Origin of the sequence: Agathobaculum sp. Marseille-P7918, from assembly GCF_900625105.1 — a bacterium.
Classification (GTDB): domain Bacteria; phylum Bacillota; class Clostridia; order Oscillospirales; family Butyricicoccaceae; genus Agathobaculum.
The window spans coordinates 268626-290994 of record NZ_UYYD01000001.1 but is presented as its reverse complement, the minus strand read 5'-3'; the positions used below and the strand labels follow the sequence as shown (position 1 = coordinate 290994).

Here is a 22369-nt window from a genome sequence, read left to right as displayed (position 1 = left end):
AAAGCAGTTTTTCATTACAGAGCCATCTGTTATCTCTGGTGGAATCAGGACGATGAATCAAAACGCTTGCGCAAAATAAAAGCGGATAACAGAGGGGGCAATTCGTTGGAAAACAGAAAAAATATCGTGATAGTATAAACATATCATAAGTGAGTGTCCCGCAGGCAATATGCAGCTGGTCACTGCCTGCTCGCAATCGTGTTATGTTTGGGACCAATCTGCGCTGACGGTAGGATGATCAAATATGCTACCAAACCAAGATACAATGGCAAATCATAAGCTGTATCGGCTGCTGAAGCGTGTGACAGAAGGAGATGCGCAGGCGGTTGAAACGCTGTACTATGACTACGGCAATTTTATCTATTTTCAAATTTTGCGCATAGTCGATAATGAAAGCATAGCGGAAGAAATTTTGCATGAGGTCTTTCTTCATCTGATCACATTAACGTCAGAAAAACTGCCTCGAGTCGGCGCGACCAGCTGGTTGATAACGGTAGTGCATCATACAACGATTTCCTATTTGAAAAAACGTGAAATACGTTTGTTGAATGCTGCTTCCTTGGATCAATTGGCTGGGAAAAATTATTTGGCCTTTTCCAGTCATGGCATTGAGGACGATATCATTGAAAAACTTGAAATAAAACGTTTGTTGTCTGCATTGCAGAAGGACACGCGCAATATTATCTTTTTGCGCTATCAGGGTTATTCTTTTCGGGAGATTGCGGAGAAAATGCAAATGAATCCGGGAACCGCACGAAGCAGGTATGCAAGAGCCGTGGGGAAAATGAAAAAGATTCTGAGCGCATGGTGGGAAGAGTAGTTTGCATGCGCATAAACCATCGGATTCTGGACATCATAGAAGCAAACCAAAAAAGGAGGTCAGATTCAATGGATCATTCTCGCTGCAATAAGGCAATCCGCTGCACGGTTGCACAGTGTGCCAACCACTGCGACAGTGCAGAGTATTGCGCGCTCGACAGCATTACGGTAGGTACGCACGAGGCAAACCCGACGGTTGATCAGTGCACCGACTGCAAATCTTTCCAGCGCAAGTGCTGATGTGACGGGAGAAGGAGGACACCGGATTTCGGCGTCCTCCTTTCCTGGTTTTGGAGAAGAGATATTGACAAATTCTTATCAAACAGCTATACTGAAACAGTAGATTACCTTTCCCGAAAGCGTGGCTGACGGGCAAGCATCTATGTAACTGATATGATCTGCTGTCAAAGATATGGTCTGCGATGAAAGAACCGAAATGTGGTCATTTTGCGTCCTGCATCGTCTTGCAGGACGCATTTTTTGTGAAAAGGAGAGTTTTTATGGAAAAACGAATTGCCATTTTGGGGATCATCGTTTCCGACCGTGAGGCCAGCGGAGAGGTCAATCGTTTGCTGCACGAGTATGGTGAGCATATCATCGGCCGCATGGGGATTCCGCGTGAGGGATGTTCCATCATCACGGTGGTAATGGAATGTGCCAATGATACGATTAATGCCTTATCCGGTAAGCTGGGACGCCTCAAAAGCGTGCAGGTCAAATCCATGATGGCAAAGTAAGGAGAAGAAAGCATGAAACGTTTTTTAGCAGGTTTATTGGCGATTGCGGCATCGTTTACTCTGTTGACCGGCTGCGGACAGCAGGGCAACACGACGGCGGAACAGGATCAGCAGACGCAGCAGTCCACGGTGGAGCCGGGCTATGAAGAAGGCCTGACCACGCGCGTTGCCGCGCTCAAGGGACCGACTGCAATGGGGCTGGTTTGCTTGATGGGCGAAAACGAGGGCGAAGACGCGCATTATTCGTTCGATCTGTATACTTCGGGCGATGAGATCGTGCCGCTGATCGGCAAAGGGGAAGTGGATATCGCCTTGATTCCGACCAATTTGGCTGCAACGCTTTATCAGAAGACCGAAGGCGGCGTGCAGGTGTTGGACGTCAACGCAGGCAACGTGCTGTATGTGGTTTCGCATGATGAGGCGCTGACCGACCTGAGTGGACTCAAGGGTAAGACGGTGTATATGACCGGCAAGGGTACTTCGCCGGACTGGACGCTGCAATATCTGCTTAAGAAGGCTGGTATGAGTGAAAGCGATCTGACGATCGAGTTTAAGTCCGAGGCAACCGAGGTTGTTTCCGCGCTGGCGCAGGATGCAACTGCGGTCGGTATTCTGCCGCAGCCGTTTGCGACGGTCGCAATGATGCAGGATCAGGAACTGTCGATGAACTTCCCGCTCGAGAATGCGTGGAAGGAATACAGCCCGGACGGTAGCGGCATCGCAACCGGCGTGACCGTGGTGCGCACGGAATTTGCGGAGGAGCACCCGGCGGCTGTGGCACAGTTCGTGCAGGATCATCAGGCATCGGTCGCGAAAGCGGAGGAGAATCCAGCGGACGCGGCGGCTCTGATCGAGCAATACGGCATTGTCAAGGCAGCGGTCGCACAGCAGGTCATCGAGAACTTCAATCCTATGGTTGCAACGACCGGCGAGGACATGAAGACGTGGGTCTCCGGCTATCTGGAAATGCTGTATGAGGTGGCGCCGGATGCTGTAGGAGGAAAGCTGCCGGATGAAGGCTTCTACTATCTGGGATAAACGCTGGGTTCGCTGCATTGCAGCGGCGGCGTTTTGGCTGGGACTGTGGCAAGTGGTATCGCTTGCCCTACCCAAGCTGTTGTTTGCAGGCCCTGCACAAACCGTGCAGAGCCTGTTTTCCATGATCGGGAGTACGGATTTCTGGCTTTCGATCGGGTGTTCCATCGGGAAAATCGCAGGCGGCTTTGTGCTTGCTTTTGTGCTCGGATGTCTGCTGGCGGTGCTGGCGTATCGTGCGGCGCTCGCGCGTGTGCTGCTGGAGCCTGCGGTGCAGATTATGAAAAGCGTGCCGGTGGCCTGCTTTGTGGTGGTCGCACTCATCTGGGTGCGGTCGGCATGGATCTCGGTTTTGACGGCGTTTTTCGTGGTGTTTCCCGCGGTGTACATCAATTTACAGCAGGGCCTTGCAGGTGTGGACGTGAAAATGCTGGAAATGGCGCGTGTGTTCCGCTTATCCGGCGGCAAACGCTTCCGCGCGGTGTACCTGCCTGCGGTGCTCCCGTATGTGCTCAGTGCATGCCGCGTTTCGGTCGGCATGGCGCTCAAGGCAGGCGTTGCGGGTGAGATCATCGGCCTGCCGCGCTGGTCCATCGGGGAGCAGCTGTATCTGTCCAAGCTGTATCTGAACACGGCCGACCTGTTTGCGTGGTCGCTGACCATCATTGTGCTCAGTCTGGCGCTCGAAAAGCTGTTGGTGCATGCGGCTGCCGCGCTGCAAAAGAAATGGGGTGCCGCGGCATGATCGAATTTCACGGAGTGGGCAAATCATTTGACGGAAAAACTGTGCTGCACGATCTGAACTGGCGCTTGCAGCCGGGGGAGCAGTGGCAGGTGCGCGGGGTATCCGGCATCGGCAAAACCACACTGCTGCGGTTGCTGATGGGACTGGAAACACCGGATGCAGGCCGCATTGTGGGATCGGAAACCGTGCGCTTTCTGCCGGTGTTTCAGGAAGATCGCCTGGTCGAACACTGGAGCGCGGTCGGCAATGTGTCGCTGGTTTGCGTGGATGCCGCGCATGTGCGTGCAATTTTGGGCGCGCTGCTGCCGGAGGATGCGCTCGACCAGCCGGTGCGCACGCTGTCAGGCGGCATGCGTCGCCGTGTGGCCTTGGCGCGCGCGTTGGCTGCCGAGGGCGATGTGCTGGTATTGGATGAACCGTTTGCCGGTCTGGACGCGCAAACAGGGCAGCAGGCCATGGCGGTGATTGCACAGTATCGGACAGGACGCACACTCGTGATCGTATCGCACGGCACGGATGATTTGCTGCAAGGTTTTCAGATACTGGATTTAAGAGAGTGACAGACGGCTGCCCGAACGGGCAGCCGTTTTTTGCAAAGCAGCGCAGGAATGGTTTGCAAAAGGGCGGGGGAATATGATAAGATATCATGCGTAAAGGTTGTGATATAAATGCAAAAGGGAGAAGCGGCAAAACTCAAGCTGCTGCTCAGCGGAATTTCGGCGCGCCTGACCAAAAACAAGGACTTCTTTGTGCAGGCAGTCGGTGTCTTTACTTCGGGAAAGAAAAAGTTTGAAGCCCAGCTCAAGCGTGAGGGTGAGGACTATCAGCTGCGGTTTCAGGGAACCGTCCGCACGGTGGATGCCGCAGGTTTCTGCGCGTTTTTCGCCGAACAGGCGGAGAAGTTTGACGAAGCGGTGCTCACCTATACCGAGCGCGGTTCGGTGGTCACGCTTTCGGTCACGGCGCGCGGCGTGCAGATGAAGCAGGCCGAGCGACAGGCCACAGCACAAGAGCAGGCGGCGGCCGCCAATCCGTTGCTCGATCAGGGACGGCAGTACCTTATCCGCGTGGATCGTGCGGCGGCACTGCTGCGCGAGATCGGGATTTTGACCGCGGACGGCAAACTCAAAAATGATATGATCCGCAAGTACAACCAGATCGACCATTACGTCGAACTGGTGGCGCCCATGTTTGAGCAGGATGACAGCGAGGAGATCGTCCTGTTGGACTGCGCCTGCGGCAAGTCCTATTTGAGCTTCGTTATGAATTATTATCTGCATGAGGTGCTGCGCCGCCGCTGCCGCGTGATTGGCGTGGACATCAACGAGCACGTTATCGACGAAAGCCGCGCGATGGCCAAGCGGCTGGGGTATCATAACATGGTGTTCCAGTGCGCCGATTTGCGCACCTATCAGCCGCCCAAGGGTGTGACGGCTGTGATTTCGCTGCACGCCTGCGATATTGCGACCGATCTGGCGCTCGCGACCGCCATTCGCGCCCGCGCGAAGTATATCGCATGCGTGCCTTGCTGCCACAAGGAGTTGCTTGACCAGTACACGCTGCCGGGACTGGAACCGCTGACCAAATTCGGCGTGTTCAAGGCGCGGTTCAACGATGTAGTGACTGATAGCATGCGTGCGCTCAAGCTGGAAGCGGAAGGGTATAAGGTATCGGTCGTGGAGTATATCTCGCCGCTGGATACGCCGAAAAACCTGCTCATCCGCGCAGTACGCACCGGGCATGACAATCCGCGTGCCCGCAAGGAATATGATGCGGTGCGGCAGGTGGTCGGGACATGTTCCGAACTCGACCGGCGCTGCGCGGACATGGACAACGAATTCTTTGTTACGGACGAAGATCTGATTTTGTAACACGAAGATTGCCTCTGAATAAACTGTTAGTGAAGTCTCTTCAATCAATATTTGGAGGTAATCTACATGGCTGAAAAAGTCTGCTGCCCGGGTCCGATCTGCGGCAGTAATAACAATAACGGTACCGCCGGCGGTTTCCGCGAGGCGGTCTGCGTCCACACCAAAAAGGTTTATGATTCCTGCCGCAGCAAAGAGTGCCTGCGCGACATCCGTGTATATCTGTGCCGCGATGCGCAGGAACTGCTCAATGCCGGCGGCATCGCATCGGTCAAACCGCGTGCGGCAGAATTGCTGTGCGTGAAGATCGACGTGGAGCATGTGCAGTTTAATCGCGGTTGCTATACCGTCGATATCCGCTTCTTCTATCGCATCGAGTGCGAGGTCAGCTGCGTAGTCGGTCGTCCGCGCATCATCGATGGCTTGGCTGTGTTTGACAAGCGCGTCGTTTTGTTCGGCGGCGAAGGCGGCGCCCGCATTTTCTCTTCCCGCTATGTCGAGGACGGCATGGATGTACAGCTGGCGCCCGATAGCAACAAGCCGACCGCGGTGGTCGAAGTGGTCGATCCGATTGTGCTGGATGCGCGCGTGGTTGCACCGGAGACTTCGTGCAACTGCTGCTGCTGCACCCTGCACGAGGTACCGCGTCCGATCTGCTCTTGCTTCGGCGGTGATAACCTGGTGCTGGATAACGACGGCTACCAGCTGTTTGTCACGCTCGGTCAGTTTGCCATCATCCGTCTGGAACGCGATATCCAGCTGCTGATGCCTGCGTATGACATCTGCCTGCCGCGCCGCGACTGCTCGAACAGCGGTGTGGGCGGCGAGCAGGATCCGTGTGAGATCTTTGCAAACTTTGAGTTCCCGATCGACGAGTTCTTCCCGCCCAAGCAGGACTGCGGCGAGAATCTGTGCGGCACGCTGAGCGGCAGCTCGAATGGCTGCGGCTGCGGCAACAGCAATTCGGGTGGCTGTGGCTGCGGCAGCAAGTGCAATAGCTGATTGCGTTTTCCGAAAACCCAAAAGGGACGCTCCTTTCGGAGCGTCCCTTTTTCTTGCCTGCGCCAAAGGCATAGCGGCACATTCCGGTGCATAGAATGGGCGTAGGAAGGGGGCAGCGCAGGAATGCAGGAGGAGAAAAGCTTTGTCTATACGATGATTCTGGGGATATGTATGCTGCTGTGTCTGATGATGATCGGCAGAATGCTGCTTGGCCATCCGGAGCAAAGCGCTTTGCCCGAAACGGAAAACCCAACTACGCCGGAGCAGGAGGAGACCGGAATGGAATTACGTGAATCGGATTTGTGCTCGCTGATTGAGCAGGCTCTGCCGGTACCGGTGCAGGAAGTAACGGCAAAGATCGGGGCGGATCAAACGATTTCTGTGGTTGTATTAGTAAGTAAACAGTCTTTGCAGGACAGCGGACTGGTGCCGGGCGGACTGCGCACCGCGCTTTTGTATTTGCCGGATACATGCCGCTTGTACGGTGCTTGGACTGCTTCCGTCACGGAGGGAAAGCTGGTTCTGCAATGCCAAAGTGCAGAAATCGGGAGTATAACTGTGCCGGCGGAGATGGTATCGACGCTCACTGACCAGTTGTCCGCATCTCTGAATGCGTATTTTACAGATGCCGAAATCACGCCAGAAACGGTGATATGGCAGGACGGTGTGCTGCGGCTGAATGAATAGCCGATGGGGAAATAATAAAACGGCATGACCTGTTGGTCATGCCGTTTGCGTTTGTTATGTTGTCGTTCGGCTTCAGTCAAAAATGACGCGGCCGCCGCCCTGGAAGCGGGACAGGTAGCTGCCCGACAGGGACTCATACTTGACCACATCGCCGGTGTGCGGAGAGTGGATGAATGTATCGTTGCCGACATAGATGCCGACGTGGCTGATCGAGGAAGCGCTGCTGCCGAAGAATACCAGATCGCCCGGCTCGAGATCTTCCAGAGATACGCGCGTGGTTGCGTCAAACTGGGACTGCGCTACGCGCGGAATGGTTCCCACCGTGTTGGCAAACACATACGAGGTAAAGCCGGAGCAGTCAAAGCCGCTCGGCGTGCTGCCGCCGTAAACATACGGGGTTCCAAGGAACTGTGCAGCGTATTCCAGCACTTCTGCGCGCTTTTCGCTCGTGCCGGTGTAAGAAACAGCGTTGTTCGACGGCGTAATCACGCTCGAGCTGCTGCCCGAACTGGAGCTGGAGCTCTGTACGCCGGAGAAGGTGAGGTAATCGGGATGTACATAACCGGTCTTGCCGTTGTAGCTGACCTTATACCAGCCGCCCTGTACGCCAATGACCTTGACGGTAGTGCCGTTCGTCAGAGAACCGAGCACGCTGGAAGAGGTGTTCGGCTGGGAACGGAAGTTGACCGTCGTATCGCAGACGATCTTACCGTTGCCGACGGAAAAATCCGTGGTGGTTGTGCCGGTCAGATATTCGCCGCTGACGTAACCTTCCTTGCCGTTGACAACAACCTTATACCAGCTGCTGCTGTTGTTCAGCACGGCCACAACCGTGTTCTGCGACAGGGTGGTGATTACGTCGCCGCCGGGGGATTCGCGAAGGTACAGCGCGTCCGCCTTTACCTTGGCCTGATACAGAGCCAGGGAATTCGGCAGAAGCATGGACATCGCAAGCGCGCCGGTGACGGCGATGCGGAAGAATTTTTTCGTTGATTTCATGGATAAGCCTCCGTTTGTCATGCGAACTGTTGGGTTACTTGCTGTTCAGTGCGCGGCCAAGCCAGATGGAGGCAATGTCCATGGCGGCCCACAGGCTGTTCTTTTCAGTCTTTTTTACGATGCGATCCTTGATGCGAACGTTCGGGTTGGTTTGCTGCAATTGTACGGAAACACGCTTGGCAACCGGCAGTCCCTTGACATCACCGGACTCCAGGATCTGCATCATAATAATGTGGGAATCGCTCATCGACCCATAATAAATGATGTTTTCCTTGCGCATCAGCGGGTGACCTTTATATTCCAGAAGTTCTTTCTTCTTGGCGGTGGTAGGCATTTTGTACACTCCTTATAGTTACAAAACGGTTACATTCCAAAGTTACATTATGGAAACAGTATAGCATGTCTATCAGCGTTTGTCAAATGCGAAATGAAATTAGTTGGAAAAACGGCTATTTTGTGATACAATGGGGCAGTCAATACAACAATTTGGTAGGGTCTTTTATGAGATTTGCTTTTTTCACCTTGGGCTGCAAGGTCAATTTATTTGAAACGCAGGCGTTGGAGCAGCTGGCACAGGCACGCGGACACGAGATCGTGGAACGGGACGCCGATGCGGTCATTATCAATACCTGTACGGTCACTTCGGTATCCGATCATAAGAATATCCGGGCATTCCATCGGCTGCGCAAGGATCATCCCCGTGCGGTGATTGCCGCATGCGGCTGCTTTGCGCAAACCGATCCCGCGCGTATCCGTGCCACCGGGGAAATCGATCTGATCTGCGGCACCAGCAATCGCGCAGAGGTGATCGGGTTGTGCGAGGCTGCGGTGCAGGGCAATCCTGCTGCGCCCTGCGCACACGATACCGATTCTTATGAGTTCCTGCCGGCCGGTGTTCCGCACGGGCGCACACGGGCGCTGCTCAAAATAGAGGATGGGTGCAACAATTTCTGCACCTATTGTATCATTCCGTATGCGCGCGGACGAGTGCGCTCGCTGCCGCCTGTACAGGCAGAACAGGAAACTGCGCGCCTGGAAGCGCAGGGTGTGCATGAGATTGTGTTGACAGGCATTGAGATCGCGTCCTATGGGCGGGATTTACAGCCGGCATATACTTTGGTGGATCTGCTGTGTGATTTGCTGCCGGCCCATCCGGCGATGCGGTTCCGACTGGGATCGCTGGACCCGCGCGTGGTCGATGCGGCGTTCTGCACGCGTCTGGCGCGGTTTGACAATTTGGCGCGGCATTTTCATCTTTCCCTGCAAAGCGGCTGTGACAGCGTGCTGCAGCGGATGGGGAGAAAATATACGTCTGAGGAATATATTCAAGCGGTGCAGCGGATTCGTGCGGCGTTTCCAGAGGCATCCGTGACCACGGATTTAATTGTCGGATTTCCGGGCGAAACCGAGGAGGAGTTTGCGCAAACGCTGGCGTTCCTTGAACGCTGTGCTTTCGCGGCTGTACATGTATTTCCATATTCCGTGCGGGAGGGCACACGCGCGGCCGCTATGCCGGGGCAGCTTTCCCAGCAGGAAAAAGCATCGCGCGCGGAGCGGGCAAAAGCAGTTGCGCAGCAGCTGAGCGAGGATTACCGCCGCGATTTTGTCGGGAGAGAATTGTCTGTGCTGCCGGAGCATCGTACCGACGGACTTTGGGCGTCGCATGGTATGTACGGTTTTCCTATATATATAGAAGAGGACGAACGGGTGCATAAAAACGGACCGGTGATGGTGCGGCTGGAAGCGCTGCATCGAGACGGTCTGCGCGGAAAAATCTTATAACAGATCTGTCACCACATGAGGGGGCACTCCATAGTATGAAGTGAAATCTTTGATAGGAGGAAATCCCTTATGTGTTCTTCTAACTCTATTTTTGGTGAAAACAACTGGTGGTGGATCATTGTTGTGATCATTCTGATCTGGATCTGCTGTGACCAGGGCAACAGCTGCGGCTGTGGTTCGGATAACGGCTGCTGCACGTGCGGCAACAACTGCTGCTGCTGATTTTCCCACATATCCCAATGCGTGTATGACAGGCGGCGCGGCGGTCAGCTGCGCCGCCTGTTGTCATGTCAAAAAAATTTTTTCAAGAAAATTGCAAATACCTCTTGCAAAAAGGGGAAAGATGCGGTAGAATAAATGAGCGCTGTTCGAGAGGACAACGCGAAACGAGGACAAAATAACTATGGAGGAATACCGATATGCTGGCAGGCGAATTTCGTAACGGCACAACTTTTGAAATGGACGGTCAGGTGCTGCAGGTAGTAGAATTTCAGCACGTAAAACCGGGCAAGGGTGCTGCGTTCGTTCGCGTAAAGATGAAGAATGTCATTACTGGTGCAGTAACGGAGCGTTCCTTCAATCCGACGGATAAATATGAAGCGGCTTATGTAGAGCGCCGCGACATGCAGTATCTTTACAACGAAGGCGATCTTTACTACTTCATGGATAACGAAACCTATGAGCAGATCCCGATCAGCAAGGATACGCTCGGCGATGATTTCCGTTTCGTGAAGGAAAACGAGAACTGCAAGGTTTGCTCTTACAAGGGCAATGTTTACGCGGTTGAGGCGCCGCTTTTCGTTGAACTTGAGATCACGGAGACCGATCCGGGCTTCAAGGGTAACACGGCAACCAACACGCTTAAGCCTGCAAAGGTTGAGACTGGCGCGACCGTTCAGGTTCCGCTGTTCATTGAGCAGGGCGAGCGCATCAAGATCGACACCCGCACGGGCGAGTATCTCGAGCGCTGCAAGAAGTAAGATAATTTCATTCGGACGATGCATTGCATCGTCCGGTATATGGACATTTAGCTCAGCTGGAAGAGCATCCGCTTGACGTGCGGAAGGTCGGCGGTTCGAACCCGTCAATGTCCACCAACAAAGACCGCCTGACAGAGGCGGTCTTTCTTTTTGACCGGCCTTGCCGCTGCGTCAAAATCCGTCAAATTGTGGTTGTTCTTTTTGTTTAGTTTTTTCTCTTTTCACACTACATATGGTGTGCTATAATGAAACCCTACACCAAATAGCATGAGTGAGGAAATACTATGGTTCGTGTAATCAAAAAAGATAATACAAAAGAAGCATTCAACATTCAGAAAGTGGTTATTGCAGTCAATAAATCTGCAAACCGCGTCTTGTATACGTTTACCGATGAGGAACTGCGGGCAATTTGCGACCATGTGGAGGGATATATCCGCGATCATGGCATGGCCGAAGTACAGATTTGGCAGATGCACAACATCGTCGAGTCTGCGCTGGAAGCCGTGCGTCCCGAGGTCGCCAAGAGCTACCGGGATTACCGCAACTACAAGCAAGACTTTGTCGGCATGCTGGACAGCGTGTACAAAAAGAGCCAGTCGATCATGTATATCGGCGATAAGGAGAATTCCAATACGGATTCCGCGCTGGTGTCTACCAAGCGCAGCCTGATCTTCAATCAGCTCAATAAGGAGCTGTATCAGAAGTTCTTTATGAACACCGAGGAATTGCAGGCCTGCCGGGACGGCTACATCTATGTACACGATATGTCCGCACGCCGCGACACGATGAACTGCTGCCTGTTTGATGTCGAGCATGTGCTCAAGGGCGGCTTTGAGATGGGCAACCTGTGGTATAATGAACCCAAGACGCTCAATGTCGCGTTTGACGTAATCGGCGATATCGTGTTGTCCGCTGCTAGCCAGCAGTATGGCGGGTTTACCGTGCCGTCGGTTGACCTGCTGCTCGAGCCGTATGCCGAGCGCAGCTATAAGATGCTGACCGAAAAGTACAGCCGTCTGGGTTTGGATGCCGAGACGGTTGAAAAAGAGGTCATGGCAGATATCCTCAATGACTTTGAGCAGGGCTTCCAGGGCTGGGAATACAAGTTCAATACGGTTGCGTCCAGCCGCGGTGACTATCCGTTCATTACCATGACAATGGGTACCGGTACCGGCCGTTTTGCCAAGCTCGCGTCCATCACGATGCTCAATGTCCGCCGCAAGGGGCAGGGCAAGAAGGGCCAGAAAAAGCCCGTGCTGTTCCCCAAGATTGTGTTCCTGTATGACGAGAATCTGCATGGCCCGGGCAAGCCGCTCGAGGACGTGTTCGAGGCTGGCATTCTGTGTTCGTCCAAGGCGATGTATCCGGACTGGCTCAGCCTGACCGGCGAGGGCTATGTGCCGTCGATGTATAAAAAGTACGGCGCGATCATCAGCCCGATGGGCTGCCGTGCGTTTCTGTCGCCGTGGTATGAACGCGGCGGTATGAAGCCTGCGGACGAAGCGGACAAGCCGGTCTTTATCGGCCGCTGGAACATCGGTGCGGTGTCGCTGCACCTGCCGATGATCTATGCCAAGGCGCAGCAGGAGAACCGCGATTTCCACGAGGTGCTGGACTACTATCTGGAGCTCATCCGACGTCTGCACATCCGCACCTATGCATATTTGGGCGAGATGCGTGCGTCTACCAATCCGCTGGCGTATTGCGAGGGTGGCTTCTACGGCGGCCATCTCAAGCCGTCGGACAAGATTAAGCCGATTATGAAAACCGCGACCGCGTCGTTCGGTATTACGGCGCTCAACGAATTGCAGGAGCTGTATAACGGCAAATCGCTGGTCGAGGACGGGCAGTTTGCGCTTGATACGCTCGAATACATCAACAACAAGGTCAATGAGTTTAAGGAAGAGGATGGCAATCTGTATGCCATCTATGGTACGCCCGCGGAAAGCCTGTGCGGTTTGCAGGTGGAGCAGTTCCGCCGCAAGTACGGCATCATCGAGGGCGTGTCCGACCGTCCTTATGTCTCCAACAGCTTCCACTGCCATGTGACCGAGGACCTGACCCCGATTGAAAAGCAGGATCTGGAAGGCCGTTTCTGGAACCTGTGCAACGGCGGCAAGATCCAGTACGTCAAGTATCCGATCGATTACAATTTGGAGGCGATCCGCTCGCTCGTGCGTCGTGCGATGCGGCTGGGCTTCTACGAAGGCGTCAACCTGTCTCTGGCGTATTGCGACGACTGCGGACATGAAGAGCTGTCGATGGACGTCTGCCCCAAGTGCGGCAGCCGCAACCTGACCAAGATCGACCGCATGAATGGTTATCTGTCTTACTCGCGCGTCAAGGGTGACACCCGTCTGAATGACGCGAAGATGGCGGAGATTGCAGAAAGGAAAAGCATGTGATGCGGTATCACAACATAACCAAAGACGATATGCTCAACGGGGAAGGCCTGCGCGTCGTGCTGTGGGTGGCCGGCTGCGGCCATGCCTGTCCGGGCTGCCACAATCCTGTGACATGGGATGCGAACGGCGGCTTGCCGTTTGATGAGGCGGCAGAGGACGAGCTGTTCGCGGAATTGAGCAAGGATTATGTGTCGGGTGTGACGCTTTCGGGTGGCGATCCGTTGTTTCCGGGCAACCGCGCGGATATTGCCGCGCTGTGTGCCCGCATCCGGCAGCGGTTTCCCGATAAAACTATCTGGCTGTATACCGGTTACACTTGGGAGGAAATTCAGAATCTTCCGCTGCTGAAAAACGTGGATGTGGTCGTAGACGGGCGGTTTGTGCAGGCGCTTGCAGATTCTCAGCTGCACTGGCGCGGCAGCGCCAATCAGCGGGTGATCGATGTGCAGCGTACCCGTGCATCGCAGGAAGTTGTATTGCTGTAAAAGTTTCAATAAGGAAGGCGAAAGCATCATGCAAAAGGTTGCAAAATTTCAAAAGGTATCGGAAAAACAGTTTGTTACGGACTGGTGTGGTGTCACGAGGTGCAGTGCAAACGATGCAAAGCTGCTGTATGAAAAGATTCGTTTGCCGCGTCGGGCAACGGTTGGCTCAGCGGGATATGATTTTTTTGCACCCGAATCGTTTTCGCTTGTGCCGCATGAGACGATTCTGATTCCTACCGGCATTCGTGCTCAGATCGCAGAAGGGTGGGTGTTGCAGCTCTACCCGCGGTCGGGTTTGGGGTTCAAGTTCTGCCTGCAGATGGACAATACGGTCGGCATCATTGACAGTGATTACTTCAATGCCCAGAATGAGGGACATATTTTCATCAAGATGACCAACTGCAACCGACAGGGCAAAACCCTTTCGGTCAGCGCGGGAGAAGGCTTTGCGCAGGGTATTTTCGTACCGTTCGGCATCACGGAGGATGATGATGCGGACGGATGCCGGGAAGGCGGCTTCGGCAGTACTACGAAAAAATAAATACGGTATTGCAGTGATTTCGAGCGTCTGCAGCCTGTTTTATGGGCTGCAGGCGCTTTCCTTTTGACAGAAAAGCTTTTGCTGTTGTCACCTTTTCGCTCGCTTCTGCTTATACTGATGACAGGAGCGTGATGCGCAATGTTCTGTCGTAATCAGGTGATCGGTTTGGTTTGTCTCTGCCTGGGGGCAGGTATGCTGCTGGGTGGGCTGCTCTCGCTGTGTCTGCCGGTCTGGCTGCTTGCGCTGGCGCTGATCGCAGCAGGGTGGTTCCTGCTTCAGTGTTGACGGGAGGTGGACGGTATGATGAAAGTGGTTGTTTGGAAGAGTCCGAAATATCTGCGAGGTATCCTGTGCAGGCTGTTTCATATTACATGAACGAAAACGGTTTAGAACAAATGGATGGGGCAGAGCGGTATGGCGGATAGCTGTACCGCTTTGTCTATTTGCAGAAAAAAGGAATTTGCAAATTGTTCACAATTGAACGATTGACAGTGTTGACTGTTTTCGCTATGATAGGGTTAACAGGAAACCATTTCAAAAAAGAGGTGGCAGCATGATGTGGTGGGAAGAAAAATTTTTAATCGACGCGGTAAAAATGGAGAAACTGTACCGCAGCTGTGTGAAAGAAGCGGCAAGCGATTATCAGCTGACCCCCAATGAAATTGCTGTGCTGCTTTTTCTGCGGCGCTATGCACCGGAATGGGATACTGCAACCGATATTGTGCAAAAGCAGGGCATTTCCAAAGCGTTAGTGGCACGAAGCGTGGATTGTCTGCATCGGCGCGGCTTTGTACAGGGAGAACGGGATCCCAATGACAGACGGATCGTTCATCTGCATCTGTGCGGAGAAGGTGTTGGTATTGCGCAGCAGCTTTATCAGACCGGCTGCCGTGTTGCGGAGCAGCTTCGCCGGGGCGTAACCGAAGAGGAAATGCAGCTGGTGCAGAACATTATGGAAAAAATGCAGCGCAATTTGGACGAAGTATTGAACGACATGGAAGGACAGGTGAAATAGTATGATTGAACCGGGCAAAGGTTCCAAAACACCAAAGCGTCCGTTGATTTTTTATTACGCGGTCACGCTGTTGGTGTTGATGCTGCTCAACTGGCTGCTGGTGCCGATGCTGGCCCAGCGTCAGGTGGTTGAGGTTGGATACGATGAATTCATATCCATGCTGGATGACGGCAAGGTGCAGACCGTGGCATACGATCAGACAGAGAGTCAGATCGTATTTGAAGCAACCAATGACAACGGGAAAACCGCAATTTACAAGACCGGTATTTTCCCCGATCCGGATTTGTATGATCGGCTGGATGATGCAGGCGTCAAGTTTGCGGCCGAGATTCCGACGCAGACCTCGCCGCTGCTCAGCATTTTGGTCAGCTATGCGATTCCGATCATTCTCATCATTGTGGTCGGACAATGGCTGAGCAAGAAAATGATGAAGAGTATGGGCGGCAATGCGATGAGCTTCGGTAAATCCGGCGCAAAGATCTATGCGGAAACCGAGACCGGAAAAACATTCGCAGATGTGGCAGGTCAGGATGAGGCCAAGGAAGCGCTGACGGAAATTGTGGATTTCCTGCACAACCCGAGCAAATATGCGGCCATCGGTGCGAAGCTGCCCAAGGGTGCGCTTTTGGTCGGCCCTCCGGGCACCGGTAAAACGCTGCTGGCGAAGGCGGTTGCAGGCGAAGCGCATGTTCCGTTTTTCTCGATCTCCGGTTCGGAGTTCGTTGAAATGTTTGTCGGCATGGGCGCGGCCAAGGTCCGCGACCTGTTCAAGCAGGCAAATGAGAAAGCACCGTGCATTGTTTTTATCGATGAGATCGATACCATTGGCAAAAAGCGCGACGGCGGCGGTTTGGGCGGCAACGATGAACGCGAGCAGACGCTCAATCAGCTGCTGACCGAGATGGACGGTTTTGATGCCACCAAGGGTGTTGTTATTCTGGCCGCAACCAACCGGCCGGAATCGTTGGACCCCGCGTTGCTGCGTCCCGGCCGTTTTGACCGCCGGATTCCGGTGCAGCTGCCCGACCTGCAAGGCCGTATTGCCATTTTGAAAGTGCATGCCAAGGATGTTCATATGTCAGGGCATATTGATTTTAATGCGATTGCCCGGGCAACCTCGGGTGCATCCGGCGCGGATTTGGCCAATATCATTAACGAGGCGGCGCTGCGTGCGGTACGTTTGGGACGCAATGCAGTCGAGCAGGCAGATCTGGAAGAAAGCGTCGAGACGGTTATCGCAGGTGCGCAGCGGAAAAACGCAGTGCTCAGCGCGAAGGAAAAGGAGATCGTCGCGTATCACGAGATCGGACATGCGCTGGTGGCGGCGAAACAGTCCAATTCCGCACCGGTCACCAAGATTACGATTATTCCGCGTACTTCGGGTGCGCTCGGTTACACCATGCAGGTGGACGAAGGCGAGCATTACCTGATGACGCGGGAAGAACTGCTCAATAAGGTGACGACCCTGACCGGCGGCCGCGCGGCGGAAGAACTGATTTTCGGTTCTGTGACGACCGGCGCTTCCAATGACATTGAACAGGCGACCAAGCTGACGCGGTCGATGATCACGCGATATGGCATGAGCCGCAAGTTCGATATGGTTGCGCTGGAGACTGTTACCAACCAGTATTTGTCCGGTGATACGTCGCTTGCCTGCTCAGCGGAAACCGCGTCCAAGATCGATGAGGAAGTGGTGCAGACAGTGAAGGCGGCGCATGAAAAGGCAATCGGTATTTTGCAGGAAAATATGGATGCGCTGCACCGCTTGGCGCACCATTTGCTGGAAAAGGAAACCATTACGGGCGAAGAATTTATGGACTTGCTGAACAAAACACAGAACGGGTGACATAGAGGGAGCGGTTGAAATGAGGAATAAACCTGGAAGCATTCCATGGATCTTGATCGGACTGTTTTTGCTGGTGATGGGACTGTATTTTCTCATCCACCCACAGGAAACGCTGCTGTCGGTGGCCTGGCTGTTTGGCTTGACCATGCTGGTATCTGGTGCAGCGGACCTGATCGTTTATGTGGCACGCAAATGGGTCTATGGGCTGTCCGCATGGTTTTTGGCGGATGGCATCATTGACGTATTGCTTGGTGTAGCTTTTTTGTGCAATGGCTGGCTGGCGGTCGAAATGTTGCCGTACATTCTGGCGGTATGGGCAGTGGTTTCGGGCGTAGTCAAATGTGCGGGTGCACTGATTTACCGGCAAAGCGGTATGCCGTTTTGGGGCGTGCAGTTTGGCGTTGGAGTGATCGTGCTGCTGTTCGGCGTGGCGATTTTACTGCGTCCAATGATTGCAGTGGTGGCGATTTCGGCGGTCATCTCGATTGTACTGATTGCACAAGGGTTGATGGCGCTGATGCGCGGTTTGTTTGCATCGTTCCCGGATCGGTAATAGGCAAAGAAGAAAAACGAGAGAGACAGAATCTGTCTCTCTCGTTTTTTTGGTCAAAAAATGTGGCATTGGGGCAAAGTGAGCGTTTGGATTATCCTTGCAGCAGGTCATCCATCGCCAACAGCTCAAACCGGTTGCGTTCCACGCGAAGAAGCCCGTCTTTTTGCATTTTGCTCAGTTCGTTGGAGAGCGCACTGCGATCGACGTTCAGATAATCTGCAAGCTGCTGCCGGTTGAATGGAATAGTAAAACTGCGGCTGCCGCAGCGGGTGGATTGGAAAGAAAGATAGGACAACAGCCGTCCGCGGATGGATTTGGATGAGGTATGGAAGATTTTGCGGGACAGATTAAGGTTTTTGCGTGCGGAAAGGAACAAAAGGTTACGAATCAGCTTGCTGTGATGCGTACAGGCTTGCGGGCAGGTTTGCAGAATGCGTCCGATATTGAGGAACAAGATTTCGGCTGGTTCTGCGGTTACCGCATCGACCATCAATGGCTCACCGGTGCACGCATAGGTCTCCGCGAAAATTCGACCCGGTACAACGTGATCCAAAACCGTGGTATTGCCCCAGAAATCATCGTTTTGAATCAGAACACTGCCGCTGATAACCAGACCGAGGTCTGCAGTGGTGTCTCCGGTGCGAAAAATGCGGGCGTCTTTTTCAAAGGTTCGCCGGTCAGCTCCAAGACAACGCAGCATTTCCGCTGTTTCATCCGCTTGAATGCCGCGAAACAATGCGCTTTCGGATAAAATTTTGAAATTCAAAAAAACATCCCTCCGCTGTTGTTATAACAACATACCTGTTGCTTTAAGTATAGTATACTTCGCTTGTAAGGTCAACAACCGCACAGAAGAAAAAAACTGTGCCGCATGTGGAGGAAATGAATGATGGAACCGAAAATGTTTTGTTATCAGTGTCAGGAGACTGCGGGCTGCTCGGGCTGCACAATGTCTGGTGTATGTGGTAAAAAGCCGGATGTTGCCGCGATGCAGGATCTGCTGGTATATGTAACCAAAGGCCTTTCCGCGGTAACGACCGCGCTGCGGCAGCAGGGGGAGGAGATTGCCCAGGCAATCAATCATCTGATCACCCTGAATCTGTTTGTTACAATCACCAATGCAAATTTTGACAAAGATGCGATTGTTGCGCGCGTTCGTGATACGCTGGCAGTCAAGCAGACGCTGCTGGGTCGTGTAGCGCAGCCCGACCTGCTGCCGGACGCTGCCCGTTGGACGGCGGAGGAAGCGGACTTTGCGGCAAAGGCTGCAACGGTTGGTGTATTGGCGACTGAAAACGAAGATATCCGCTCGCTGCGTGAGCTGATTACCTACGGTCTCAAGGGCCTCTCTGCCTATTCCAAGCACGCGAACGCCCTGCTGCAGGACGACGCAGAGGTGGATGCTTTCCTGCAGCGCGCATTGGCGGCGACGTTGGATGACAGCCTTTCTGCGGATGAGTTGGTTGCGTTGGCAATGGAAACGGGCAAGTTCGGCGTGCAGGGTATGGCGCTGCTGGACAAGGCCAATACCGAAGCCTATGGTAATCCGGAAATCACGCGTGTGAATATTGGCGTCGGAACCCGTCCGGGTATTCTGGTATCCGGTCACGATCTGCGCGATCTGGAGATGCTGCTGGAACAGACGATGGATTCAGGCGTGGACGTCTACACGCATTCGGAAATGCTGCCGGCGCATTATTATCCGGCGTTTAAGAAATATCCGCATTTTGTCGGCAATTACGGCAACGCATGGTGGAAGCAGAAGGAGGAATTTGCGTCCTTCAACGGTCCTATTCTGATGACCACCAACTGCATTGTCCCGCCGGCGGCCAGTTATCAGGACCGGATGTACACCACGGGTGCGGCAGGATATCCGGGCTGCAAGCACATTCCGGGCGAGCCGGGGGAAAGCAAGGACTTTTCGGCGATCATTGCACATGCGAAGCGCTGCGCACCGCCGCAGGAAATCGAACATGGCGAGATCGTGGGCGGTTTTGCGCATGCACAGGTGCTGGCACTGGCGGATAAGATCGTCGAAGCGGTCAAGAGCGGTGCGATCCGCAAGTTTGTCGTCATGGCAGGCTGCGACGGCCGTGCCAAGTCCCGCAGCTATTATACCGATTTTGCAAAGGCGCTGCCGCATGACGCCGTGATTCTGACCGCAGGCTGTGCGAAGTACAAATACAACAAGCTGGATCTTGGCGATATTGGCGGGATTCCGCGTGTGCTGGATGCCGGTCAGTGTAACGATTCCTATTCGCTGGCTGTGATTGCACTCAAGCTCAAAGAAGTTTTCGGCTTGGAAGACATCAATGATCTGCCGATCGTGTACAACATCGCATGGTATGAGCAGAAGGCGGTCATTGTATTGCTGTCGCTGCTGTATTTGGGTGTCAAGAATATTCATCTGGGGCCGACGCTGCCCGCGTTCCTCAGCCCGAATGTGGCCAAGGTGTTGGTAGACAACTTTGGCATTGCCGGTATCGGCACGGTAGAGGATGACATCCGCCTGTTTTTCGGTGAAAACGCATAAATGACAAAAGGGACGCTGCTTTGCAGCGTCCCTTTTATTATGGCGTTAAAGCGCCGAAATGAAAAGAAAGATGAAGTGTGTGTTACCAATACTTCGCTACATGCGTGCGCGTGACTTCCGCGGCCTTCTTGATGTTCTCCTCGTTGGAGAGTTTGTAGTAGTCCGGACGGAAAACTTCCATCGTGCAGACATCGCCCTCAAAGCCGATCTTCTTGAGCGTATCGGCATAGCGCTTATGATCGAGGCAGTCGCCCGGCTCGCCCGGCCACAGGCGCTTCTCGTCGTTGTTGTACGCTGCGCCGCAAGGCATGTTTTCCATGCCGTTGAGATGCCAGACGAAGATCTTCTTGCCGTCTGCCTTCTCCAGTGCATCCCAACCAGATGCCATGGCGTGGAAGTGATACTGGTCGAGTGTGATGCCGACAAGCGGAGAGTTGACTTCCTGCACAATCGCGTAGGCGTCCTCAAAGCGGTTGATCGACATGGCCGGACTGCCGCAAAACTCGATGGACAGCTTGATGCCGTGCGGCTCGACCTTCTTGACCATTTCCTTGAGCACCGCAACTGCGTCTGCGCGGATTGCGTCCAGTGTGGCCGGCACGGTCAGATCCATGGACGGCACAACGACGATCATCTTGCACTGCAACTTGAGACAGTCTGCGATGATCTGGTCGAGCTTCGCCATCACCGCGTCTTTTTCCTCCTGCGTCTGCTTCATGTTGAAGAAGATCAGCGCGTTGTAGGACAGCATGCGCAGCTTGTGGGACGGATCGGCGAACCAAGCCGCCAGATCGTCAATGGTGTATTTGCCGGCCGCAATTTCGCGGTCAAGGCATTCGGACTGGATATCGATGTAGTCAAAACCGTACTTTTCGCACAGGTCGAGGTCCTCGAGTACGGAATGGTTTTCGCAGAAACGGTTGCAGCCTTCGTTGAATCCGATTTTCATGGTGATGTTCTCCCTTCAAACAAATCTTACTTCTTGTAGAAATCCGGGGTGCCGCCGGTGACAACCTTTTCAGGCTTGCCGGAAGTCTGGCTCTTGACCAGCGCGTCCGCCGTAATGGAAGCGACATAACCGTCCCAAGCGGAGGAGCCGCCGGTCTCGCCCTTGAGTGCGTGGTCAACCCAGTCCTGAATCTCGACGTCGTAGGAATCGATGAAGCGCAGGATCCAGTTGTCCTCAATCTTAGTGGATACCTTGTTTTCAAACCGTACGGTCGGGAAGGACGGGCAGGGCAGGTTGACAACGCCGTTCTCGCACACGACTTCGCAGTTAATATCGTAGCCGAAACCGCAGTTGACGTTGACCTCGAGCACGTTGATGATGCCGCCCTTGGTTTTCATAATCATGATCTGCGGGTCCTTCAGGCCTTCGTGCGCTTTGGAAGAGGTCTTGGGCATGATGCACTGAACCTCGTCCCATTCATCGTTGACAAGCCACGGCAGCACGTCGATCTCATGGATCGCGGTGTCGGTGACAGCCATTGCGGTGGTGTAGTCCGGGGCAACGCCGTCTGCGCGGTGCGTGCACTTGATCACCATCGGTGCGCCGAACTTGCCGGAATCCAGCAGTTCCTTGACCTGCTTGTAACCGCGGTCGTAGCGGCGCATGAAGCCGACCTGCACCAGATGCTTGCCGGATGCCATTTCGGCGTCTACGACTGCTTTGCAGTCGGCAGCGGTGTTGGCTAGGGGCTTTTCACTGAATACCGGCTTGCCGGCCTGGATCGCTGCGATGACCGGATCTTTGTGGAACGCGCCCGGCGTGGTGACGACAACCGCGTTGACATCCGGGTCGTTGATGGCAGCGTGGAAATCGGTGTAAACCTTAGTGCCTTCACCAGCGATTTCCGCGCCCTTTTTGGCGCCTTCTTCAAAGACATCGCAAACAGCGACTACCTTTGCGTTGCGAATGCGGTTCTGGATGCGCTCAATGTGTTCGCGGCCGATCATGCCGCAGCCAATCAATGCAATGTTCAGGGACATAATGAATACCTCCAAAAAATAATTTTGAAATGATGGATAATAATTTCGGTGTGCGGTTTGGCGAACCGTACAGGGTGGATTGGATGTGCTTTGCGTTCACTGTTTGTTTTCTTCTTCGAAATGATTGTAGCATTGCGTTCACGAGAACACAAGAGGAAAAATATAAATTATTGTACAAATATGGCATGAAAAATATATAAATATCATCCAAATGCACGCAAATGAAACAAGATGGTTGGAATATATGAAAAAGGGAGGCAGTGTGCTTTTATCGAACTTGGACAACAAAAATGCGTGCATCAAAATTGATGCACGCAATACGCGTGGGGAGCGAAAAAATATCCGCCC

Annotated in this window: 25 protein-coding genes and 1 tRNA gene; 21 read left to right on the top strand and 5 right to left on the bottom strand. The window is 53.7% G+C overall.

Annotation, left to right across the window (positions count from 1 at the left end; translation table 11 throughout):
• Positions 1 to 244: 244 nt before the first annotated feature.
• The 9 genes from EJL02_RS01340 to EJL02_RS01300 all read left to right on the top strand — a co-directional run bounded on the left by EJL02_RS01340 (position 245) and on the right by EJL02_RS01300 (position 6893).
• A complete protein-coding gene (locus EJL02_RS01340) occupies positions 245 to 820 on the top strand; it encodes an RNA polymerase sigma factor (protein WP_125114614.1) in 576 nt (191 codons plus the stop codon).
• A 68-nt stretch (positions 821 to 888) separates the two neighbouring features.
• Complete coding sequence (locus EJL02_RS01335) at positions 889 to 1059, top strand: DUF1540 domain-containing protein (RefSeq protein WP_125114613.1); 171 nt, start codon at positions 889 to 891, stop codon at positions 1057 to 1059.
• A 260-nt stretch (positions 1060 to 1319) separates the two neighbouring features.
• Positions 1320 to 1556 carry a TM1266 family iron-only hydrogenase system putative regulator gene (locus tag EJL02_RS01330; RefSeq protein WP_125114612.1) on the top strand — a complete coding sequence of 79 codons (237 nt, stop codon included), beginning with the start codon at positions 1320 to 1322 and terminating at the stop codon, positions 1554 to 1556.
• Positions 1557 to 1568: 12 nt separating this feature from the next.
• Positions 1569 to 2594, top strand: a complete 1026-nt coding sequence (locus tag EJL02_RS01325; protein WP_125114611.1) for an ABC transporter substrate-binding protein — start codon at positions 1569 to 1571, stop codon at positions 2592 to 2594.
• Complete coding sequence (locus tag EJL02_RS01320) at positions 2569 to 3336, top strand: ABC transporter permease (RefSeq protein ID WP_125114610.1); 768 nt, start codon at positions 2569 to 2571, stop codon at positions 3334 to 3336. Before EJL02_RS01325 ends, EJL02_RS01320 begins: the two co-directional genes overlap by 26 nt.
• Positions 3333 to 3896: an ABC transporter ATP-binding protein gene (locus EJL02_RS01315; RefSeq protein ID WP_164510227.1), complete on the top strand. Its 564-nt coding sequence runs from the start codon at positions 3333 to 3335 to the stop codon at positions 3894 to 3896. Before EJL02_RS01320 ends, EJL02_RS01315 begins: the two co-directional genes overlap by 4 nt.
• Positions 3897 to 4004: 108 nt before the next feature.
• Positions 4005 to 5207, top strand: coding sequence for a class I SAM-dependent methyltransferase (locus tag EJL02_RS01310; RefSeq protein ID WP_125114608.1), 1203 nt, complete (start codon positions 4005 to 4007; stop codon positions 5205 to 5207).
• Between the two features lie 66 nt (positions 5208 to 5273).
• Positions 5274 to 6206 (top strand): hypothetical protein, encoded by a 933-nt coding sequence (locus EJL02_RS01305; protein ID WP_206426930.1) that lies wholly within the window; start codon positions 5274 to 5276, stop codon positions 6204 to 6206.
• Positions 6207 to 6329: 123 nt separating this feature from the next.
• Complete coding sequence (locus tag EJL02_RS01300; protein ID WP_125114607.1) at positions 6330 to 6893, top strand: hypothetical protein; 564 nt, start codon at positions 6330 to 6332, stop codon at positions 6891 to 6893.
• A gap of 72 nt (positions 6894 to 6965) precedes the next feature.
• Here EJL02_RS01300 and EJL02_RS01295 read toward each other — a convergent pair whose 3' ends face one another.
• Together EJL02_RS01295 and EJL02_RS01290 are read right to left on the bottom strand one after the other, a co-directional pair.
• Positions 6966 to 7892 carry a C40 family peptidase gene (locus tag EJL02_RS01295; RefSeq protein WP_164510226.1) on the bottom strand — a complete coding sequence of 309 codons (927 nt, stop codon included), beginning with the start codon at positions 7890 to 7892 and terminating at the stop codon, positions 6966 to 6968.
• Positions 7893 to 7926: 34 nt separating this feature from the next.
• Entirely contained in the window at positions 7927 to 8226 is a 300-nt protein-coding gene (locus EJL02_RS01290; protein ID WP_125114605.1) for a hypothetical protein, read from the bottom strand.
• A 167-nt stretch (positions 8227 to 8393) separates the two neighbouring features.
• Here EJL02_RS01290 and mtaB point away from each other — a divergent pair, with 167 nt between their 5' ends.
• The 11 genes from mtaB to EJL02_RS01245 all read left to right on the top strand — a co-directional run bounded on the left by mtaB (position 8394) and on the right by EJL02_RS01245 (position 17499).
• A complete protein-coding gene (gene mtaB, locus EJL02_RS01285; protein ID WP_125114604.1) occupies positions 8394 to 9674 on the top strand; it encodes a tRNA (N(6)-L-threonylcarbamoyladenosine(37)-C(2))-methylthiotransferase MtaB in 1281 nt (426 codons plus the stop codon).
• Between the two features lie 69 nt (positions 9675 to 9743).
• Complete coding sequence (locus EJL02_RS14070; RefSeq protein ID WP_164510225.1) at positions 9744 to 9896, top strand: hypothetical protein; 153 nt, start codon at positions 9744 to 9746, stop codon at positions 9894 to 9896.
• A gap of 197 nt (positions 9897 to 10093) precedes the next feature.
• Complete coding sequence (gene efp / locus EJL02_RS01280) at positions 10094 to 10654, top strand: elongation factor P (RefSeq protein WP_125114603.1); 561 nt, start codon at positions 10094 to 10096, stop codon at positions 10652 to 10654.
• Between the two features lie 41 nt (positions 10655 to 10695).
• A tRNA-Val gene (locus tag EJL02_RS01275) sits at positions 10696 to 10771 on the top strand.
• Positions 10772 to 10938: 167 nt separating this feature from the next.
• The gene (gene nrdD, locus EJL02_RS01270) at positions 10939 to 13059 is read left to right on the top strand and encodes an anaerobic ribonucleoside-triphosphate reductase (protein WP_125114602.1); all 2121 of its coding nucleotides are present in this window, start codon (positions 10939 to 10941) and stop codon (positions 13057 to 13059) included.
• Positions 13059 to 13544 (top strand): anaerobic ribonucleoside-triphosphate reductase activating protein, encoded by a 486-nt coding sequence (nrdG, locus tag EJL02_RS01265; RefSeq protein WP_125114601.1) that lies wholly within the window; start codon positions 13059 to 13061, stop codon positions 13542 to 13544. Before nrdD ends, nrdG begins: the two co-directional genes overlap by 1 nt.
• A gap of 28 nt (positions 13545 to 13572) precedes the next feature.
• Positions 13573 to 14085 carry a deoxyuridine 5'-triphosphate nucleotidohydrolase gene (locus EJL02_RS01260; RefSeq protein ID WP_125114600.1) on the top strand — a complete coding sequence of 171 codons (513 nt, stop codon included), beginning with the start codon at positions 13573 to 13575 and terminating at the stop codon, positions 14083 to 14085.
• A gap of 138 nt (positions 14086 to 14223) precedes the next feature.
• Positions 14224 to 14370, top strand: a complete 147-nt coding sequence (locus EJL02_RS14065; RefSeq protein WP_164510224.1) for a hypothetical protein — start codon at positions 14224 to 14226, stop codon at positions 14368 to 14370.
• Between the two features lie 271 nt (positions 14371 to 14641).
• A complete protein-coding gene (locus EJL02_RS01255) occupies positions 14642 to 15100 on the top strand; it encodes a MarR family winged helix-turn-helix transcriptional regulator (RefSeq protein ID WP_164510223.1) in 459 nt (152 codons plus the stop codon).
• Position 15101: 1 nt separating this feature from the next.
• On the top strand, positions 15102 to 16946 hold the full coding sequence (gene ftsH / locus EJL02_RS01250) for an ATP-dependent zinc metalloprotease FtsH (RefSeq protein ID WP_125114598.1): 1845 nt from the start codon (positions 15102 to 15104) through the stop codon (positions 16944 to 16946).
• A gap of 19 nt (positions 16947 to 16965) precedes the next feature.
• Positions 16966 to 17499, top strand: coding sequence for an HdeD family acid-resistance protein (locus tag EJL02_RS01245; RefSeq protein WP_125114597.1), 534 nt, complete (start codon positions 16966 to 16968; stop codon positions 17497 to 17499).
• Between the two features lie 91 nt (positions 17500 to 17590).
• On the opposite strand, the gene EJL02_RS01240 is transcribed toward EJL02_RS01245, so the two are convergent.
• Positions 17591 to 18265 carry a Crp/Fnr family transcriptional regulator gene (locus EJL02_RS01240; protein WP_125114596.1) on the bottom strand — a complete coding sequence of 225 codons (675 nt, stop codon included), beginning with the start codon at positions 18263 to 18265 and terminating at the stop codon, positions 17591 to 17593.
• A gap of 123 nt (positions 18266 to 18388) precedes the next feature.
• Between EJL02_RS01240 and hcp the strand changes: the two genes are divergently transcribed.
• Complete coding sequence (hcp, locus tag EJL02_RS01235; protein ID WP_125115028.1) at positions 18389 to 20032, top strand: hydroxylamine reductase; 1644 nt, start codon at positions 18389 to 18391, stop codon at positions 20030 to 20032.
• Between the two features lie 82 nt (positions 20033 to 20114).
• Here hcp and EJL02_RS01230 read toward each other — a convergent pair whose 3' ends face one another.
• Positions 20115 to 20981: a sugar phosphate isomerase/epimerase family protein gene (locus EJL02_RS01230; protein WP_125114595.1), complete on the bottom strand. Its 867-nt coding sequence runs from the start codon at positions 20979 to 20981 to the stop codon at positions 20115 to 20117.
• A 26-nt stretch (positions 20982 to 21007) separates the two neighbouring features.
• The gene (locus EJL02_RS01225) at positions 21008 to 22021 is read right to left on the bottom strand and encodes a Gfo/Idh/MocA family protein (RefSeq protein WP_125114594.1); all 1014 of its coding nucleotides are present in this window, start codon (positions 22019 to 22021) and stop codon (positions 21008 to 21010) included.
• Positions 22022 to 22369: the final 348 nt, after the last annotated feature.